Origin of the sequence: Lactococcus cremoris subsp. cremoris KW2, from assembly GCF_000468955.1 — a bacterium.
Lineage (GTDB): Bacteria > Bacillota > Bacilli > Lactobacillales > Streptococcaceae > Lactococcus > Lactococcus cremoris.
Map to the genome: position 1 here is coordinate 2,118,027 of NC_022369.1, position 17,525 is coordinate 2,135,551.

Annotated in this window: 18 protein-coding genes; 5 read left to right on the forward strand and 13 right to left on the reverse strand. The window is 35.2% G+C overall.

What is annotated here, in order from left to right:
- Positions 1 to 158 precede the first annotated feature (158 nt).
- Both KW2_RS10140 and KW2_RS10145 read right to left on the reverse strand, forming a co-directional pair.
- Positions 159 to 1,547: a glycoside-pentoside-hexuronide (GPH):cation symporter gene (locus KW2_RS10140; protein ID WP_021037879.1), complete on the reverse strand. Its 1,389-nt coding sequence runs from the start codon at positions 1,545 to 1,547 to the stop codon at positions 159 to 161.
- A 306-nt stretch (positions 1,548 to 1,853) separates the two neighbouring features.
- Positions 1,854 to 2,606, reverse strand: a complete 753-nt coding sequence (locus tag KW2_RS10145; protein WP_011677038.1) for a MurR/RpiR family transcriptional regulator — start codon at positions 2,604 to 2,606, stop codon at positions 1,854 to 1,856.
- Positions 2,607 to 2,740: 134 nt separating this feature from the next.
- On the opposite strand from KW2_RS10145, the gene mgrA reads away from it, so the two are divergent.
- Complete coding sequence (gene mgrA, locus KW2_RS10150; protein ID WP_021037880.1) at positions 2,741 to 3,745, forward strand: L-glyceraldehyde 3-phosphate reductase; 1,005 nt, start codon at positions 2,741 to 2,743, stop codon at positions 3,743 to 3,745.
- A 67-nt stretch (positions 3,746 to 3,812) separates the two neighbouring features.
- Here mgrA and KW2_RS10155 read toward each other — a convergent pair whose 3' ends face one another.
- The 4 genes from KW2_RS10155 to KW2_RS10170 form a co-directional block, all read right to left on the reverse strand.
- Positions 3,813 to 4,952, reverse strand: coding sequence for a nicotinamide-nucleotide adenylyltransferase (locus KW2_RS10155; protein WP_011835929.1), 1,140 nt, complete (start codon positions 4,950 to 4,952; stop codon positions 3,813 to 3,815).
- Positions 4,939 to 5,916, reverse strand: coding sequence for a D-2-hydroxyacid dehydrogenase (locus tag KW2_RS10160; protein WP_021037881.1), 978 nt, complete (start codon positions 5,914 to 5,916; stop codon positions 4,939 to 4,941). The genes KW2_RS10155 and KW2_RS10160 overlap by 14 nt, the downstream gene beginning before the upstream one ends.
- A gap of 371 nt (positions 5,917 to 6,287) precedes the next feature.
- A complete protein-coding gene (locus tag KW2_RS10165; protein WP_004254683.1) occupies positions 6,288 to 7,580 on the reverse strand; it encodes a peptidase U32 family protein in 1,293 nt (430 codons plus the stop codon).
- 323 nt (positions 7,581 to 7,903) lie between these two features.
- Complete coding sequence (locus KW2_RS10170) at positions 7,904 to 8,827, reverse strand: peptidase U32 family protein (RefSeq protein WP_021214164.1); 924 nt, start codon at positions 8,825 to 8,827, stop codon at positions 7,904 to 7,906.
- 219 nt (positions 8,828 to 9,046) lie between these two features.
- Between KW2_RS10170 and KW2_RS10175 the strand changes: the two genes are divergently transcribed.
- Entirely contained in the window at positions 9,047 to 9,328 is a 282-nt protein-coding gene (locus tag KW2_RS10175; protein WP_021037883.1) for a DUF3270 family protein, read from the forward strand.
- A gap of 29 nt (positions 9,329 to 9,357) precedes the next feature.
- Here the strand turns inward: KW2_RS10175 and KW2_RS10180 are convergent, their stop codons facing one another.
- Positions 9,358 to 10,179, reverse strand: a complete 822-nt coding sequence (locus KW2_RS10180; protein WP_021037884.1) for a putative RNA methyltransferase — start codon at positions 10,177 to 10,179, stop codon at positions 9,358 to 9,360.
- A 118-nt stretch (positions 10,180 to 10,297) separates the two neighbouring features.
- On the opposite strand from KW2_RS10180, the gene KW2_RS10185 reads away from it, so the two are divergent.
- Positions 10,298 to 10,924: a copper homeostasis protein CutC gene (locus tag KW2_RS10185; protein WP_021037885.1), complete on the forward strand. Its 627-nt coding sequence runs from the start codon at positions 10,298 to 10,300 to the stop codon at positions 10,922 to 10,924.
- 32 nt (positions 10,925 to 10,956) lie between these two features.
- Here the strand turns inward: KW2_RS10185 and KW2_RS10190 are convergent, their stop codons facing one another.
- The 3 genes from KW2_RS10190 to KW2_RS10200 are packed head-to-tail and all read right to left on the reverse strand — an operon-like array spanning position 10,957 to position 14,536.
- Positions 10,957 to 11,976, reverse strand: coding sequence for an ABC transporter permease (locus tag KW2_RS10190; protein ID WP_021037886.1), 1,020 nt, complete (start codon positions 11,974 to 11,976; stop codon positions 10,957 to 10,959).
- Positions 11,969 to 12,739, reverse strand: coding sequence for an ABC transporter ATP-binding protein (locus KW2_RS10195; protein WP_011835957.1), 771 nt, complete (start codon positions 12,737 to 12,739; stop codon positions 11,969 to 11,971). Before KW2_RS10195 ends, KW2_RS10190 begins: the two co-directional genes overlap by 8 nt.
- Positions 12,740 to 12,757: 18 nt before the next feature.
- A complete protein-coding gene (locus tag KW2_RS10200; protein ID WP_021037887.1) occupies positions 12,758 to 14,536 on the reverse strand; it encodes a glycerophosphoryl diester phosphodiesterase membrane domain-containing protein in 1,779 nt (592 codons plus the stop codon).
- A 297-nt stretch (positions 14,537 to 14,833) separates the two neighbouring features.
- On the opposite strand from KW2_RS10200, the gene KW2_RS10205 reads away from it, so the two are divergent.
- Together KW2_RS10205 and KW2_RS10210 are read left to right on the forward strand one after the other, a co-directional pair.
- Complete coding sequence (locus tag KW2_RS10205; RefSeq protein WP_021037888.1) at positions 14,834 to 15,232, forward strand: HIT family protein; 399 nt, start codon at positions 14,834 to 14,836, stop codon at positions 15,230 to 15,232.
- A 14-nt stretch (positions 15,233 to 15,246) separates the two neighbouring features.
- Positions 15,247 to 15,468 (forward strand): hypothetical protein, encoded by a 222-nt coding sequence (locus tag KW2_RS10210; RefSeq protein ID WP_011677071.1) that lies wholly within the window; start codon positions 15,247 to 15,249, stop codon positions 15,466 to 15,468.
- An 11-nt stretch (positions 15,469 to 15,479) separates the two neighbouring features.
- Here KW2_RS10210 and KW2_RS10215 read toward each other — a convergent pair whose 3' ends face one another.
- The 3 genes from KW2_RS10215 to rplK all read right to left on the reverse strand — a co-directional run bounded on the left by KW2_RS10215 (position 15,480) and on the right by rplK (position 17,403).
- Positions 15,480 to 15,824, reverse strand: coding sequence for a hypothetical protein (locus KW2_RS10215; protein WP_014573252.1), 345 nt, complete (start codon positions 15,822 to 15,824; stop codon positions 15,480 to 15,482).
- 77 nt (positions 15,825 to 15,901) lie between these two features.
- Complete coding sequence (gene rplA / locus KW2_RS10220; RefSeq protein ID WP_011677073.1) at positions 15,902 to 16,591, reverse strand: 50S ribosomal protein L1; 690 nt, start codon at positions 16,589 to 16,591, stop codon at positions 15,902 to 15,904.
- A 386-nt stretch (positions 16,592 to 16,977) separates the two neighbouring features.
- The gene (gene rplK, locus KW2_RS10225; RefSeq protein ID WP_011677074.1) at positions 16,978 to 17,403 is read right to left on the reverse strand and encodes a 50S ribosomal protein L11; all 426 of its coding nucleotides are present in this window, start codon (positions 17,401 to 17,403) and stop codon (positions 16,978 to 16,980) included.
- Positions 17,404 to 17,525: the final 122 nt, after the last annotated feature.

Consider the following 17,525-nt stretch of genomic DNA (forward strand, 5'->3'; position numbering starts at 1 on the left):
TTTTACTAATGAAAATTTAGTATATCTATAAAAAGTTATCCATTCCAATAATCAAGCTGTCAGTATTTTATAGCCCAACTGACAGCTTGATCAGTACAAAAATTATTGTATTTTAAAGTTTACTAATAAATCTATGTACTGTCAGTAAATTGTTTTAATTATTTCAAACGTTCTTCAAGTTCTGCAACGATTTCTTCATGACGTTTTTCAGTTAATTTAACTTTGAGTAAATAAACAGCCAGAGCGATAATCATTAAGACCGCTGGGACTACAAAGGAATAAAGTTTGAAAGTTGCAACACCATAAGTGTGCCCAGAGATATATTTTGAACCGGTCATTCCTGCCGCAATCGCTACAAATCCATAAATACCATTTGAAAAGGCACCCGCAATCTTATCAAGTAATGGACGCATCGCAAGCGTTACTGCTTCATTACGAACTCCATTTTTCCATTGACCGTATTCTACAGAGTCGGTGATGGTCATCAAAACTGACAAGAAAACGAGTTGATAAGGTGCTGTCAAAAAGATTAATCCGCCCACTGTCATTGGTACTGAATTTCCTAAAACAAAGAGGACATAACCGACAAGCATTGAAATAATGGCCCCTGTCAAAACTTTACGGCGTCCAAATTTTTTAGCCAAGGTTGGGAACATTGGCACTAAAATGATTGAACCAATAAATCCGACAATCCCTGTGATTGAATAAAGACTAGCATTACCAATAACGAAAGTAAAGTTCAGGATTAAGGTTGCTGTTGTTGCTACATAAGCAATGGCAAATAAAATATATGAGAGTGACAACCACATCAATTGGTCATTTTTGAGAAGGGCTTTGAAAACATCTAAGGTATTTGTTTTCGTTCCTTCTTGACGAATCACTGATTTTTGTTCTTTAGTTCCCCATGCAGTCACTAGGGCAGAAATCCCTTGAACCAACGCGGCAATGACACCGAAAGCGAAGAAACCTCTTGCACCTTGTGCATGTCCACCTTTAGTGAAGAAAATTGTAATTGGTATTGCTAAAATTGTTGCACCTTGTGCCCCAATTGCTGAACCAAAACGAGCGAATGTTCCAAGTGTTTCCCGTTCAGAATTTTTTTCTGATAAAGCTGGAATCATTGACCAGAAAGCAATATCCTTGAATGAGTAGAAAGCATCAAGAATAATAAATGCAATAATGAATACGATGGCAAACAATGTCCGATTTCCACTTTTGGCTAATCCGAAGAAGTCTGAAAACATGAGCATAATCATCAAAGATGACATAATCCCACCAACGACCAACCAAGGTTTAAATTTACCCCATCTTGTGTGTGTATTATCAATAATCGAACCAATAATTGGGTCAAAAATAATTTCAACCAAACGAATAATAACAACCAAGCCTGTCACTAAAGCAATCATTGCATCCTCATGAGGTGAACCGGCAAACATTTGTGCCGTTACAAAGGCAATGAAGAATGTACTAATTGAATAGTAGTAAACATCATGTCCTAGTGCACCAAAAGCGTACGATAAACGTTGTTTCATTTTTCCCTCTTTCATGGGAATCCTCCTTTATACTAGATCTACTCATTTTTGAGTAAAACTGCAGAGATACTGCCTTGTTTTTGAGTACGAAGTGATTTACATCACTCATTTCTATCACCCATTTAGTAGTCTGGTATGAAGAAATACTGTGATTGTAAAACTTTATTTTTGATAATTTTCAAAAGCGAAACAGTAGTAGATTTCATTTTGAAATCGCTCACATTTAGAGTATAACACTTTGGCTTAAGAAAGGGTTTCCAATTTCGGCTTATCTTTTGGAAACCCTTTCTATTTTTATTTAGTGAAAGAAAAACTCTGACATTATCTAATATCAGAGCGACCTTGTTTTAAAGTATAAATAGAATAGGCATCAATTAATACCCGCGATAAAATTGATAATGAGAGTCGACTGTGAACATCTAAATCAAAATAATTGACTTCAAGACTGCTTTTATAACCTATCAAACTAATATCAGAAAGATTGGTCAGATTAGTATTGGCATTGACAGTCAAGGATAAGATTTTGGGATTCTGAGCTTTGGCAATTCTTAAAGCATTTAAAATTTCCACCGTTTCTCCCGAAAGAGATAAAACAATAATCAAACTTTTTTCATTAACAAATTGAGCATAGTAAGCCATGTATTTTGAATCATCGTGTAAGCTGACTCTTTTACGAAAAAGTTGTAATTTTTTCATTAGTTCGTCAGCAACGTTCGTAGACAAACCTCGAGAAAATATTAATATTTCTTCTGATTCTTGAATTAATTCAACAGCTTTTTCAATTTCTTCAGCCGAGATATTTTCAATGGTTTTTAAAAGTTCTTCTTGATTTTTAGCAATCGCTCCTAAAACTTCTTTTGAAAATCCATTAATTTCAGGGAGTTTTTTCTCACGAATTGAATATCTAAACTCCCCATAACCTTCAAAGCCCTTTTTTCTGACGGTTCGATTTACAGTTGATAAAGAAACATGAGCCAGTTCCGCCAACTCTGATATCGATAATTGAGGGATTTTTTCATAATTTTCCTGAATAATTTGCCAAGTATAGGATTCTGCATTGGTTAAATTGGACATGTTTTTTTACTCCATTGATTTCTTTTTTGTTATCAAAAAATGTTATCTATTATAAAATTATAACATTTGGCGCTTACATTTGCTATAATAGCTATGAAATCGCTTCATAATTAAAAGTTCTTAAGGAGAAAATAATGACTTATATTCCTAACCCCTCTCGTTATGACCAAATGCTTTATCGGCCAGCTGGAAATTCTGGCTTACTACTACCAGCCCTCTCACTTGGTTTATGGCATAATTTTGGCTCAGTTGATGATTTTGAAAACGCGCGTGCTATGATTCATACTGCTTTTGATTTGGGGATTACGCATTTTGATTTAGCAAATAACTATGGTCCAGAACCCGGTTCGGCAGAGCGTAATTTCGGGCGAATTTTGAAAGAGGACTTTCAAGGATTACGTGATGAGTTAATTATCTCAACTAAGGCAGGTTATGTGATGTGGCCTGGTCCTTATGGAAATTGGGGGAGTCGAAAAAGTTTACTTGCAAGTCTTGACCAATCGCTTGAACGTTTAGGACTTGACTACGTTGATATTTTTTATTCACATCGTCCTGACCCAAATACACCCATTGAAGAAACCATGGGCGCTTTGAAAACTGCTCTGGATAGTGGAAAAGCACTTTATGTGGGTTTGTCTAATTATTCTGCCAAAGAAACCGAAGCTGCGGTCTTAGCGGCTGAAAAGTTAGGCTTTAAACTCTTGATTCATCAGCCTCGTTATTCAATGTTAGATCGATGGATTGAAGATGATTTACAAGAAACTTTGACAGAGGCGGGGATAGGAACAATTGCCTTTAAGCCTTTGTATCAAGGACTCTTAACAGGAAAATATTTGCATGGAATTCCTGAAAATTCGCGAATGCGTGATCCTCATTATGCGACTTTGCATGATGACAGTCTTACCACAGAAAGATTGGAACAACTTCAAGCCCTTAATGATTTAGCTCAAAGTCGTGGACAATCTCTAGCTCAAATGGCATTAGCGTGGGTTTTACGAGAAAGAGCTGGCAAAGTTCAAGCTGTTACATCAGCTTTGATTGGGGCAAGTCGTCCGCAACAAATCATTGAAAATGTTGCAGCTTTAGAACATCTGGAATTTACTGACGAAGAATTAATTAAGATTGAAAATCTCTTATAAAAACTAAAAAAGTTACTGATAGATTGGTCAGTAACTTTTTATTTTCTAAATAAAGCTGTCAGTAAAATTAATAACTCAATCGTTCAATTTTTACACCGGTATATTCGTGAACAGCATCAATCGCATGATGATAACGTGTTAAGTAACCCTCTTGGTCTCGATGGTCTCCTTCATCATCTAAAATTACCACTTTGTCCAACAGGCCAAACTCAGCTAATTGACGCATCAATTCTTCATGGAATTCATGACGTGATTCTTCCCATTCCATATGACGAAAACCGTCATCAATATATTCTGTAATTGGTGGAATAACTAAAATTAAATCCATTCGTTCATCTGCAATAGTTTTTCTAAACAAAGGTTCAAGTTGTTCAAAATCTTCTTTAGGTAAGTATAATTTAGCGTAAACTCTGGTCACAATGGCGTCAGTATCTAAAAAGACAATTCCTTGATTGGCAGGAGAATTGACTTCGCGAGAATTCGCATCATATTGACCTGTAATCATTCGAGCATAATCATCCATTTTCAATTCGTCATCGTCAATATTGAAGGCTTCTTCGTATTCTCTTGCATATTCTTCTGAAAATGGGGCATTAATGGAACGAGCTAACCGTCTAACAAGAGTTGTTTTTCCCGTTGAAGCAGAACCCATGACAGTCACAACTTTGGAAAAATGTCGTCTAAAGACACGATTAATGTGAGTCCAATGTTCTTGGGGATTTTCTCTGATTTGCGTTGCTGACAGTGAAATATCATGTCTGTCAGCAATTTCAACAGCATATTGGTTACCGTCAGCTGGAAATCGTTTCTTCAATTCTGCGGCGTATTCTAATTCACCCACATAAAAAGTGACTGATAAATCGTTTTCCAATGTATTATGATGAATCAATTCAAATAAGCGGTTCGCCCATTCATCCCAACCATTAGGCATTTCTGGTAAATCATTTTCATTAAGCATCGAGACTTTAATATTTTCTTCATCATTAAAAGCTTCACGCAAATAACGAAATCGTTTCTCAAGAGGTAAGCCAATTTGGGCCCCACGGTCATTATCATAACCAGAAACGACAAGCAATACTCCGTCGTTCAAACTTGCACATTTATAGATTTGTTGCTGATGACCCGTATGTAAGGGAGCAAAAGTTCCAAAATAAATACCAATATTTTTTCCACTTAATTTTGATTTTGAAATATTATTTGTGAGCATTTCGTTTATATCCTGTTTTCATATCAACAATATTTGTTAAATTCTTCCCATTTGCATAGGCATCGAGATTTTTTTCCAATATTTTCATAAAGCGACGCCATGTTTCAGGAAGAGTATAACCGCCAGAAGCATGAGGAGTGATTAATAGTCTTTCTGTATGCCAAGCCCGGTGACCTTTAGGCAATGGTTCTGGGTCGGTCACGTCAATTCCTGCCCCAGCAATTTTTTTTGACTCAAGTGCATCACATAAGGCTTCTAAATCAACATTTGTTCCCCGACCAACATTTAGGAAAATAGCATTTTCTTTCATTAAGTCAAATTTTTCTTGATTAAATAATTTATAAGTTTCATGAGTCCCAGGAACACTGGAAGCAATAATATCTGCTCTTGGTAAAACTTTGTCTAGGTCAGACTCAGCATAAACTTCGTCAGCAAATTCTTCATCACCATAAACGGTTCGTTTGACTGCAATGACATGACCTCCCAAAGCTTGAATTTTCTGTGCAAAATGACTTCCAATATCACCTAAACCATGAACCAACACTGTTGAGCCATAAATAGATTGAATCTGACCAATATTTTCCCAGATTTCTTTTTCTTGTTGTTTTTCATAAAGGTCAAATTTTCTTAGGAGAATAAAAGCCATTGTCAGTAAATGCTCAGAAATCGTAAGTCCATAAGTTCCTGTTGCATTTGTCAAAGTTACATCTTCAGGAAAATCAGCTCCCTGCGTGTATCCATTGGTTCCAGCTGATAAAAGTTGAAGCCATTTTAAATTTTTATATTTTGCTAATAAATCAGGCTTTGGCAGACCAACTAAGACTTCTGTTTCCAGAAAATCTGATTCTGTCAGCTCTTCTTCTTTTTTAAATTGAAACTGATAAGCTTTATTTTTCTTGAAAGCTGCTTTTGTTTCATCTGAAAAATTTAACCAAACATTTTCTAAGGCAATTGCTTTTATCATCGGGACTCCTTTGTATAAAATGAATTTTAAAGACTACTTAAAGAAAATAAAGACAAGCCTTGTTTTCTTTATCTTCTTTCCTTGATTATAGCACAGCTAGTAACATGAAACACGTTTATGTTACTGACTTCAATTTATTATGACCGAACGAGGCGGAAACGATAATTTTCCGCTGAGTGAGTAATAAGGTATTTAGGAAGTGCGCCATAGCGACTTCCGTCTGCGCGTCCACGCTTTAGCGTGTTATAAGCAGTAATACTTATAGCACTTTGCCTTAATTTTATAAAAAATAGAAGTTTGACAATTCTGAAATTATCGGTCCTAAAAAGATATAAAAGAGAATTTCAACAAAAATTCTCTTTTAATTTTTATTAAGCTCTCACTGTTTTAGCAAGACCTGTTTTTTTATCATAAAGGTTAATCAACCCTGACCCATTTTTACGAATCATATCTCCAGCTTTAACTGCAAAAGGAACATCAATATGCAAAAGGGTCATTGGATTTGGGGCACGGTCAATATGTTCGTCAGTTTCTGCCAAACGAAGATTTTTGACCATTGTTTCAACATGGCGGAATCCTGGACCATAAAATTCAATTTGGTCACCTTCTGTAATAACATTTCTTTGACGAATCGTAGCTACCATTGTTTCAGCATCAAAGTCAACAACTTCTCCGACGAATTTGTACTCAGGAATTTTACGACGGGCCCCAAAGAGTTGTTTATTTTCATCAGGTGTTCCATAATAAAAGCCAGTGTCTAATTCACGTTGAGCTACTTTCCATAATTCATCCACTAAGGCTGGTTTTATTTCTTCAAAACGTTCTGGTGATTCCAAATAGGCATCAATAGCTGCTTTATAAACATTAGAAACTGTTGAAACGTAGTGAATTGATTTCATTCTTCCTTCGATTTTGAGCGAATTAACTCCATTTTCAATCATATCAGGAATATGTTCAATCATAGACATATCAACGGCTGACATTGAAAATTCTTCAGTGACTTCACCAGTAATCGATTTGCGTTCGCCAGCAAATGGCATATCATATAAATCATATTTCCAACGGCAAGATTGTGAACATCCCCCGCGGTTGGCATCACGCATACTCATATAATTTGACAGGACACAGCGTCCTGAGTATGAAATACACATAGCTCCATGAACAAAAGCTTCAATTTCAACATCTGTATGTTGACGGATTTCTCTTAATTCTTCTACAGAGACTTCACGCGCCAAAACGACTCGTTCAAGCCCAAGATTTTTCCAGAATTCTAAGGTTTCATAGTTAGTAGCAGACGCTTGTGTTGACAAGTGAATAGCCAAACCTGGTGCTTCAGCAGCACAGATGGCAATCAAAGCAGGGTCAGAAACAATGACTGCTGAAATTCCTAAGTCACGTAATGTGCGGAACCATTCGCCCGCCCCTTTTTCATTTCCTTCATGTGTCACCATATTGGCTGCCACATAAACTTTAGCATTGTGGGCACTTGCATAAGCGACCCCTTCAGCCATTTCTTCAAAAGTAAAGTTACCTGCGCGTGAACGTAAGCCGTAGGCTTGTCCACCAATATATACTGCGTCTGCGCCATAATCAATAGCGACTTTTAGTTTTTCGAGCGTTCCTGCTGGTGCAAGAACCTCTGGACGTGTTTTTGTAATTGACATGTTTCAATTCTCCAATTTTCAAGATTGTAAGTATTTTGAAAAGGCTCCAAAAAGAAAAATTCTTAGTCAAATCTATTGTCAGTAAATTTGCGAGCCAAAACTTCTTTGTTTCTTTATTTTACAGGATTTCTTGCCAAATTTAAACCTTCAAATGTGACAAAGTTCTTTGACATTATGTTGTTTATCTTCAGCTTTTACTGACAGAATTGTCATTTTATAGTCTAAGATCTTTGTCATTAAAATTTTTGAATAAAAGTAAAAGGGCAGTCTTAATAATAAAATTTTTATAAGTAAAAAAAGCTGTCAGTAAATAACAGCCTTTTTTATTTAATAGCATCTTTGTCCAAATCGTAGAAACCATGTGATAAAGTACGACCCGCTGGGTGTATTTTTCGGATTTCTTCATCAAGTTGGAAAGCTTTGAGCTCTGTAAACTCGCCCTTTTCAATCAAGTTTTTAGCCTCGACAAACAGTTTGGTTACAGCAACAAAATCTTCACCACGTGTAAAAATTCCATCCAATTTCCAATGATCATAGCCCATTGCCACCAAATCTGAAAGTTCAGTCATCATATCTAAATCATCATTAGCAAAAATATGGGTCCCGTGATTGTCTTCAAAGATTGAATAATGAGTATCAACTTTCTTAGGTTCAGAAACAAAAAGATTTCGTTCTCTATCTTTCCCATTTTCTTCTGTCTTGATAAAATTATAATAATTCTGTACCAAAGGACGTTTGCTATGATGAATCACAGTAGCCCCATAAACCAGTATTTCGCCTGGTACAGCTAATTCATCGGTCATATCCGCTAGTTCTTCTTTTGGTAATTCACGAGCAAGAACTGCTTCAATCGCTCCTTGATTGGCCCAAAAATTAACCTGACGGGCAGAAGCAACCATGGTTGAGGCATCATAAGTAAAAGGAAGCTCATATTTGTCACGTTGTAAAACAAAAATCACACCTGCATCACCTACTGCGATTCGGTCAGCTTTAATTTCCACTAAGAAATCTAAAAATTCTTTTATTTTTGCCATCATCTCTGTGTGCATCAAAGCATTGACTGCGACAGTCACTGTTTTTCCTGCTTCATGTGCAAGTTCTGTAATTTTTTGAATTTCTTCATTGGTCAACGCAGTTGGAACGCGTAAACCATAATTTTTTTCACCAATGTATAAACGGTCAACTCCAGCTTCGAGCAACGCTTTGGCTTGCTCCAAACTTTCTGCCGTAGAAGTAATAGTAATCATAGTGATAATTATATCATAATGTTCCCGCTCAGGTTTTTTCAAATTCATTCTCTGATAAAAATGATAAGTAAAAAGGATATTTATTCATTAAAAATTATAGATTAATTTTATTTTAATCTTTTAGTAACAAAAGAGTAACCTCATTAAAACTACAGCAACGTAAACCTTTGCTTTTTATACTATAATTAATTACATAATATCGGAAAGTGCTAGAAAACTATGGAATTAAAAAACCTCAAAGATTTTTACGAAAAACAAGAGTATTATGATTATAGCGAGACTCAAGGACGTGAGCAAAGACAAGTTAATAAACGAATTGAAGAATTAAACTTCTTTGCAAATATTGCTGTTTTTTCAATTTTTCTCGTCTTTATCACTTATATTCTTGTAAGTTTGTTGACAAGTTGGATTGCTGTACCAGTTTCTTTTGTTCTTTCGCTTGTTCTTTATATTTCTGTAAAAAAAGGAATTGCTAAAGCAATTAAATTATTAATGAAATAAAAATAAAAGCTGTCTGATTGACAGCTTTTTTATTTTCTCCCCACTAGAATCTGGACATGAATTGTGGCCGTTTTTGGTGGGTTTTCTTTAGCAAATTTTTTTCTTTCATCAGAAACAGACCATTCCAAAGGGCTCATCAGTAAAAAATCATGACGCAAATTTTTCGGAATCTCGAATTGGTATTCAATTTCTTCTTGACTGGCATTAGGAAATTCTTCTCTAAAACGTTCAAGAACTGGCTGATTATTATAATCAACGGGGAGTTGATAAACTTCACGCAATTCTCGCAGATAATTTTTATCAGGAATAATTTTGATGACTAAGCCACTTTCTGCTAATACACGGTGAAATTCTGCATAATTTGACGGAGTGAAGATATTCAAAATTACTGACAGGCTTTCATCAGCAAAAGGGAGATTAGTCAAGTCAGCTAAACTTAAAAAACTTTCCATCTCTAGTTCAGTCGCCATTTCAATCCCATCTTTAGCAATATCAAAAGCAAATTTTGCTCCATCTACCTTAAGGAGCTCCAAAAATGAACCTTCCCCGGTCCCAACATCAAGCAAATTTCCACTGACAAAATGTTTTTGAATTTCTGTCAGTAAATGTTGATACATTCCAGCCTGAATCAGACGTCTGCGAGGTTCAAACATTTTTCGCGTGTAATGTTCTGTATCAGCTTTGGTTTGTAGAAAATTCACATAACCTTTCTTATTTAAATTATAGGTATGATTATTTTGACATTTCAAGGCATTGGTTTCCAATTGAAATTTTTCCTGACAAATTGGGCATCTTAGCACTTCTAAATTCTTCTCTAAAAATAAATAAGCTTTTTCGATTTTTTTTAACATAGTTCTACTATACCACAATCACTTTCATTCTTTTTATTCAAATTAATTATTGTAATTTTTTTAAGTTAAATAGAAGAATCATGTTATAATAATTCTAGTACATTTGAAAGGAAAAATTATGATTATCCGAGAACTTTGCCTTGAAAACTTCACAAAAGTCCCACAAGCGCTCCAAGCTGGTATTGAACGAATTGAGCTTTGTGACAATCTTGCTGTTGGAGGAACAACACCTTCTTACGGCGTCATTCAAGAAGCTGCCGAATATGTTGCCGAGAGCAAAACAACTCTGGCAGTCATGATTCGTCCAAGAGGCGGCAATTTTGTTTATAATTCTCATGAACTTAAAATTATTGAGACTGATACACTCAAAGCTGTCGAAGCTGGTGCTCAAAACATTGTATTTGGTGCCCTCACGACTGACAATAAAATAGATAGTGATGCACTCGAAACAGTGAGCATTGCTGCCCAAGGACTTCCTATTACATTTCACATGGCCTTTGACGAAATTACTGATCAAAAAGAAGCTATTGACCAACTTGTTGAATTTGGAATAGATAAAATTTTGATGCATGGTGGGCCACTTGACCAACCATTAGATACTGACAAAATCAAATCACTCATTGATTACGCCCAAGGAAAAATTAATATTATCATTGGTGGAGGTATCAATGCTGAAAACTTTGAAGAACTTGCTCAATTGACTGGAACAAACTACGTTCACGGTACAAAAATTATTAATTTATAAAAAAATACTGACAGAATTTCTGTCAGCATTTTTTATTTATTTTTTAATCGGAATCTGACATAGAACTTCGTCAGCAAAAAGTTCACCAATAAAATCACAAGTGTCAAGAAAAACGGTCGAACAAAAATTAATGATAGCACTAATTCAACAATCGTCACAAACATCATTACTCTAAAAATAATCATGCGTAAACCGGCCGTTTTTGCCGCTTTTTTCAATGGATAGATTCTCGTCAAAAGTTGATAATCAAAAGCCGTTTGTAAAGATAAAAGCTGAAAAATAAGCAAGTAATTAAAGACTACCACCATAACAATAGCAACAATTCCATTCTTGACAAAAATCATTGATAAAATTGACAAAATAAGGAGGCGAATCGTTAAGCCCAGATAATCTCCTGACCGTAAAAAACTTCGTGTAAATAGATATTCGTAAGTTCTTTTTGTTTTTGTCAGTAAAAAATCAAGGTATTTTCGACGATGACTGTGCGATTTGAGCCCTTTAACATTTGTAAATAATGAAAATAGTCGCAAAGTTCCCGTTTTTCGGGCTTCCTCTAAATCAATCAATCCGGACCAATCTAAAAGTCCACTATTTTGAAAGCGCCAAATTTGATAAGCCAATAAGCCAGCTTTAATCCCAACAAGAACCAAAAACCAGAGAATCAAGAAAATAGGATTAAATTTTAATAAAGGTGCCGCAATCAGAACCAAAAGCCCTGATACAATTGCTGGAAGAATTAATGAACGAAACAAACATTTAATTAAATAAGCTCGAACTTCCAATTCTTTTGTCAGTAAAAAAACCTTATCGGGGGCTTCGATAAACGTTGCTAAGCGTCCTAAAACTTGGCTAAGCAAACTGATAAAAACCACCAAAATAATCTTACCCCACAAATTCAAATGATGAACTTGTAAAAAATTAACATATTGCACCACTAAAGCGCCCAATAAAATCATTAAGAACAAAACAAAATGATCATTAAAAACATAGCGAAGATACTTTATATTTTGTTGGTACCAAAGGTTACGACGTTTTTTAAAAATTTCATTCATGCGTCTTTCCTGCCTCTACAACTTCTTTAGAGTTTGGAATATTCCCCTTTGTTAAAGCAAGATAAATCTCATCTAAGCTTGCTTTTGGTTGGTTAAATTGACTCCGTAACTCCTCTACTGTCCCAAAAGCAACAACCTGCCCTTCATGCAGAACAATGAATTTATCACAGAATTTTTCAGCAGTCGCTAGGATATGGGTACTCATCAAAATCGAACTCCCCGTTTTTTTCATCTCCATCATCAGATCAATTAAATCCTGAATGGCAAGAGGGTCAAGTCCCATAAAGGGCTCATCCACAATATAAAGGGAAGGTTCAACCAAAAATGCGCAGATAATCATGACTTTTTGCTTCATTCCTTTTGAAAAATTCACTGGGAACCAATCCAACTTATCGCTCAAACGAAAGGTTTCAAGCAACTTCTCTGCTCGTTTGAAGGCAAGGTCAACAGAAATCCCATAAGCCAAGGCTGTCACCTCAATATGTTCACGCAAAGTCAACTCTTCATACAAACTTGGTGTTTCTGGAATGAAACCAATTTTTCTGCGGTAACCTTCTAAATCTTGCTGTAAAGTCAAGCCATCCAATTCAATCTGTCCAGAATATGGAGTTAATAGTCCAATAATTTCTTGAATCGTTGTTGATTTTCCTGCGCCATTTAAACCAATAAGTCCAACGAGCTCTCCTTCTTTAATTTCAAAATTAAGTTCTTTTAAGACAGGGTGTCCCAAATATCCACCCGTTAAATTTGTTACTTTTAACATATATTCCTCTTTTAAATTCTATTCTATTTCCATTAGTGAAGTCATTCTTAAAATACGTTGTGCATAACTTGGACTTTCATCATCTTCGGCAATGACGCCTTTTAAGTCATCAAGATTATCAGTGATAATCCCGTTCACTCCATTAAACATTTGTTCTCTCATATCCGTTTCATCGTTAACTGTCCAAGCGAAAACCATTTGATGTTTAGCCTGTGCTTTATCCACAAAACTACTGGTAAGTGTCGTCGCTTCCATTGTATAAGCAGACATTTTAGTTTGTGGAAAAAGAAGATTGAAAGGAAGGATAAAACTGACTTTAATCTTCGGATTAATTTTTTGTTCAATCAAGAGCGCATTATAATCTAAAGAATGAATCATTGCTTTATCCTTTAAAAGTCTTGCACCATATCTTTTACTAAAGTTTTCAACCATCTTCGGAGAGTCTAATGGAGATACTTTAATCTCAACCAATAATTTTTGATTTATTTTTTCAGCGGCCGATAAATAATCATCAAAACTTGGAATTAAAGCTTTTTTACCATTTTCAGAAACGACCGTATTTGTCAATTCTGCCAAGGTAAGTTTTTGCGGCGGGCTATCAATTCCAGCTAAATCTTTTAATGTTGGGTCATGAAAAACGACAAATTGATGATCTTTCGTTTCTTGAATATCAATTTCAACATAATCTGGTTTTGCTTTTGCTGTTGCTTCTAATGCTGGGATAGTATTTTGCACACCATTTTCCTCATCAACTCCTCGATGAGAAATTGTCAGCGGAACAGTATCCATAAATCCTTCTACATAAGTCCAACTCACTAAAGCAAAAAGTAAAATCGTCAAACTAGAAAAAATCACCTTATACTTCATGCGGCCTTTAGGCGCTTTTTTAGGAACTTCAAAGCTTTCCATTTGAGCTTCATTAATCAAATAACTAAAAAGCATCATCAAACTCAAAGTAGAAATAATCAAGCTTCCCAACCAAATCAAATCCAATATAGAAACTGCCCCAATCAAAGCAAAGGAAGTTTTATCAAGATAATCTTGCGCAAAGTAGCCCCCCATAAAAAGAAGCCCCTGCATTATTATACTAAATAAACCGATAAGTCCAAAATAAACAGAAAGTCTAAAGAATTTTCTAACTCCCTTGGTCCGTTTTAAACTCTCTTTTATCGCCAATTTCAAGGGTTGACCTTTTAGAATCATAAGCGGAAGAGTTAAAATCAAACGCGTGCTAATCCAGAAAGTAATAGCATAAAATAACACTAAAATCAGCATATTTTGCCAACTTTTTAGGAAAAATTCAAGTGTAAAAACCGGAATCTTGATTTTTGACAAAAGCGGTGTACTAAAAACATATCTCCCAAAAGGAATAATTAGTAGAAAATAAAATAAGAAAAAGCCTAACTGTTGAATTTTAACCTTTTTCGCAGATGAGACAACTTCCTTAAACAAATTTTTCAAAGTCAAACTTCTTGACTGAATCAATCGAATTCCTTTAAATTGAACAATAAATTGAACATAGACTAGAAAAATTAATAAAAATAAAATGATTAGAAGTCCCAGAACGCCCAAGAAATGATTTTGAATCAAATTCCCCAGATTATTATAAGAAACATAGGGAATTCCTGACAGACGCATAATAAGGCCCGAGATTGATTCTAACAGAGGAATAATCACAAAAGTAATTGCTAAAGTTGTTCCTATAAAAACCGAGATATATTCAAACCAAAATTTTGAAAACTCTCGTAAATATTTAAAAATCAAACCGAATGGTCGATTAGCTTTTTTTCTCACCATTACTTTTAACTCCCATCCTTTATATCCTTCCCCACCTCTATCTAGGTGGAATAAATTTTATTACATTATATCAAATTTATAAAATAAAAAGTGCTTAAATTTCAATTTATAATAAATACAAGTTTTATTCATTATAGCATAATTTAAATTTCCTCTTTTCAATAATCGCTCTTACTTTTGAAACCCCGTTATTATTACTGGGTTTTTTCTACTTTTTATACTATAATCTATAGTAGATTATAAAGTTTTAGACTTCTTTATCAGAAGTTACCGAATAATGCTGGAGGAATTATCGAAATGGAAGATTGTATTTTTTGCAAAATTATTGCTGGTGAAATTCCAAGCACCAAAGTTTATGAAGATGATGATGTTGTTGCTTTCCTTGATATTACTCAAACTACAAAGGGCCACACATTAGTTGTCCCCAAAAAACACTACCGCAACATTCTTGCGATGACAGCTGAGGAATCTGCTGAACTTTTTAGTAAAGTCCCTCAAATCGCCAGTAAACTTGTAGATAAACTTCATGCTAAAGGTATGAATATCTTACAAAATAATGAAGAAATCGCTGGGCAAACTGTTTTTCATACTCATATTCATTTGATTCCTCGTTATGATGAAAATGATGCTTTCATTGCAAAATTCACAGCCCATGATTATGATTTAGCCGAAATAGCCAAACAAATTAATGGCTGATAAAGGACGTGTCTATGTTTGAATTATTTAAAGACTTAAAGAAGTTAATGACTGACTTATCTGAGGAAGTCAACACAATGAAAATAAATCTTGAGAGAGTGCAAGAAGAAAGCATCAAAGCAGAACGTGTCGGTCAAGATATACAAAAGAAAGTTAATGAATTTCAAGTATCCATTCAACCAAGAGTGGAAAAAATTAATGAACTTGTAGAGCAAATAAATAAAAGGGTTGAATAATATCAGCCCTTTTATTTATTTGATTTTTCTTGATGTTTATAAAATTGTCGCCCCCAAAAAATCCCCAATAATTGAGCCAACACGAAACCAACGATGATTACTGAAACCTTTTCGACATCGTGATGTTGAATATAAGTAAAGACATGTTGTGAAAAATATAAGACAAGAATAAAGAAAATATTAATGATATTCATGCCAATAATTCGTCGATACCTTCCCTTTGTACTTTCCCAAAAACTAATAAAAAGGAGAATAATGGTAATAACTTCTAACCCAATTAGAGTAAGATTTAGGACTTGAAAAAGGTAGGCAATTGCAAAGATAATTGTTGTGTAAGCCCATAGAAATAATAACATACCTAATTCTAGCATGTTTTTTTAGATTCTACAATAAATAAAAAAAAGAGAAAATTAATTTTCTCTTTTTATTTTTATTAGAATGAAGCTGAATCAACTTTAACACCAGGACCCATTGTTGTTGTAACAGAAAGGTTTGTGATGTAAGCACCTTTAGATGCAGCAGGTTTAGCAGCAGCGATTACAGTGTTCAAAGCTTTAAAGTTTTCAACAAGTTTTTCTGTGTCGAATGAAACTTTACCGATTGGAACATGAACGTTACCAGCTTTGTCAGCACGGTAGTTAACTTTACCAGCTTTTGATTCACCAACTGCTTTAGTTACATCCATAGTAACTGTACCAGTTTTAGGGTTAGGCATCAAGTTACGTGGTCCAAGGACACGTCCAAGACGTCCAACAACTGCCATCATGTCAGGTGTTGCAATAACAACGTCGAAGTCTAACCAACCACCGTTGATTTTAGCAACGAGTTCGTCAGAACCTACGAAATCTGCACCAGCTGCTGTAGCTTCTTCAGCTTTCGCACCTTTAGCGAAAACAAGAACACGAGCAGTTTTACCAGTACCGTTTGGCAATACCATTGCTCCACGGATTTGTTGGTCAGATTTTTTAACGTCGATGTTAAGGTTGTAAGCAACTTCTACAGTTGCGTCAAATTTTGCAAATGAAGTTTCTTTTGCAAGTGCTACAGCTTCTTCTACGCTGTATGCTTTAGTTGCGTCGATTTTTTCAATCGCTGCGCGCAATGCTTTACTTTTTTTAGCCATTTCTATTTTCTCCTTGTGGTAATATCGGTTGTCTGTCTTCCTTGTTGTCTTTGAATATTCGCTTTGCTTCACTTAAAGGAAAAACTTTTCCTCAAAACGCGGTCTTTACACTAAACGTCGGGCGAAGAAGAAAGCTCTGCTTTCCTCATTTGCAACCTTGAAACAGTGTTTCAAGCCACGTTCCGCACCGCTCAGTTGAGCCAATAGATTCTTTTTTATAACAACAAGCGTAACAGCCTTCCACTAAATGTGTGGATTGCATGTGTGACTTTTTCTGAATTTACAAAATGTAAATCTCGAAATTTTGTCTGGCTGACGAGGCAGGAGGTTGCGAAGCGGACTCAGGTCCGTGAGCGTTCTCCTAACGAAGTCAGGCGGACAAAATTTTAGTCAGTAACAGTGAATCCCATAGATTTTGCAGTACCTTCAATCATTGACATTGCAGTTTCAACTGATGCTGCATTAAGGTCAGGCATCTTAAGTTCTGCAATTTCTTTGATTTGTGCTTTTGTAACTGAAGCAACTTTTGTTTTATTAGGTTCACCAGAACCTTTTTGAACACCTGCTGCTTTTTTCAAAAGAACTGCTGCTGGAGGAGTTTTTGTGATGAATGTGAATGATTTGTCATCATAAACTGAGATAACAACTGGGATGATCATACCAGCTTGGTCAGCTGTACGAGCGTTGAATTCTTTTGTGAATCCCATGATGTTAACACCTGCTTGACCCAAAGCTGGACCAACTGGTGGAGCTGGTGTTGCTTTACCGGCAGGGATTTGTAATTTAACGAGTTTTTCTACTTGTTTAGCCACGATAAATTCTCCTTATATTTTGTTTTCGTGATGTGGTATGATGCTGTATTTTACAGCTTCCACGCCTTATATGTGAAAATTCACATACCCGAGTATTCTATCAAAAAAAGAGCACTCTGTCA